2 protein-coding genes are annotated in these 2,021 nt (G+C 66.8%); one reads left to right on the top strand and one right to left on the bottom strand.

Annotation, left to right across the window (positions count from 1 at the left end; all coding sequences use genetic code 11):
* Position 1: 1 nt before the first annotated feature.
* A complete protein-coding gene (locus tag IF43_RS0135420) occupies positions 2-1,183 on the bottom strand; it encodes a hypothetical protein (RefSeq protein WP_234332653.1) in 1,182 nt (393 codons plus the stop codon).
* 410 nt (positions 1,184-1,593) lie between these two features.
* Here IF43_RS0135420 and IF43_RS0135415 point away from each other — a divergent pair.
* The coding region (locus tag IF43_RS0135415) for a DUF6325 family protein (RefSeq protein WP_030211061.1) at positions 1,594-2,021 on the top strand (428 nt) is incomplete at its 3' end.

Below are 2,021 nucleotides of genomic sequence, written 5' to 3'. Positions count from 1 at the left end.
TCTAGGCGGTCGGGGTGGGTCCGGTGTCGAGGAACTCGCGGAGGGCGAACCCGACCAGGACGATCACGGCGGTCCAGATCACCACCATCATCGTCGGATAGTTCCAGGTGAACAGCACGACCGCCGCCACCAGCAAGATCGCCGCCCCGATCCACCTCTTGAACCGGTGCACGAACGACCCCACCGCCCCCAACCGCATCCCCGACGACATCGCCACCTCCCGCCCCGAAGCAATACCCCGACCGAAGAAACGCCGCGTGAACACCGCCGGCCGCGAGGGACCCACCACGAACGCACCCAACCCCGTCACCACCGCCAACGCACCCACCGCCCGAACACTCGACCGCAGGAACCGCACCAACGCGTCATAGAACGCACCCGCCGCCCCCGCATCCGCCCCCGCCGGCAGATGATCCAAATACACCGACCGGAACACCGTCAACGTCAACCCCAACAACAACATCGCCAAGAACACCCCCACCGCCGCCCCGATCAACGCCCGCCGCCGATTGAACGCCAACAACACCCCACCCGCCGCCACCAGCACCGCAATCACCGGCAACCAGGTCCCCACGATCTGCAACACCCGCAGATACGTCTTCACCTTCCCCACGTCCTGCCCCTGCACCACCACGAAACTGGTGTGCACATCCGGGATCTTCGACGCCACCCCCAACCCCGCATCCACCAACCGCTCCTTCACCTGCGCCACGATCGGCCCCACATCGATCGCCACCTGGTTGTCCTGAACCTGCACCACACTGTCCGACGAACCCGTCAACGCCTTGTCCACCGCCGCATGCGCCCGACGATTGGCATTCGTCCACACCGTCTCGAACGCCTGCGACGACACCACCTTCATCACCGTCGTACTCACCACCTGCTTGATGCCACTGGTGATCGGCCCGTCCAGATTCCCGATCAACGTCGACACCTTCGGCGGCACCCCCCGCTCCGCCGCCGCATCACTGAGCTCCTTGACCAGCCCCTCCACATCGATCTGCGCCAACACCGCCGCCGTGACCCGATTCGTCACCGCCGCCTGAATCTCAGGATTCGACGCCAACGGCGCCACCGTCGCCACATACCGATCGGTGTCACGAACAATGCTGTTCGCCCACACCGCCACCACCGCCAGCATCGACAACACCGACGCCACAATGATCAACAACGTCGCGCCCAACGCCCTCAACCGATGCCTGGGCTCATGCCGGGCACCCTCCAACTCATGCACCCGACGCCGCAGCTCCTCCAACTCACCGCCCCCCTGCCGCTCCCACGGCACACCCCCCGACGAGGACGAGGAGGAGGACGAGGAGGAGGACGAGGACGAGGACGGCGAAGACGCATCGCTACCAGTCATGCCACCGACCACACCCCACACCCGCACCCCCAGCCACCCCGACACCGCCGACAGAGCGACCCCACCCACCCACCCGAGTGACCCCACACCACCACCCGAGTGAGACCCCCTCCCCCAACGAAAGAGAGGGGCCGGGCACGGGGTGCGGGGGCCCGGGCTCGGTGGTGCAATGGCTGACGGGGGCCGACGAACACGCGAAGGTGACCACCGTGACCGAGCCAATCGACGAGATGGGCCCCATCGACTACATCGTCGTGGAGTTCCCCGGCAACCACATGACCGGCGAGGCCTTCCCCCTCCTCGTCGACCTCGTGGACCGCGGCATCGTCCGCATCCTCGACCTCATGTTCATCCGCAAGGACCTCGACGGATCCGTCACCGCCCTGAAGATCACCGACCTCACCGGCGACGGACAACTCGACCTCACCGTCTTCGACGGCGTCCACTCCGGCATCCTCGGCCAGGACGAACTCGAAGAAGCCGCCACCGCCGTCGAACCCGGCAACTCCGCCGGACTCCTCGTCTACGAAAACCGCTGGGCCGCCCCCTTCGCCACCGCCCTCCGCCGCAGCGGCGCACAACTCGTCGCCTCCGGACGCCTCCACATCCAAGCCGTCCTCGCCGCACTCGAAGCCGCAGAAGCAGCCGAGACGACCAC

The organism is Streptomyces sp. NRRL S-87 (genome assembly GCF_000719335.1).
Taxonomy (GTDB): domain Bacteria; phylum Actinomycetota; class Actinomycetes; order Streptomycetales; family Streptomycetaceae; genus Streptomyces.
This window is presented reverse-complemented; position numbering and strand designations above follow the sequence as displayed.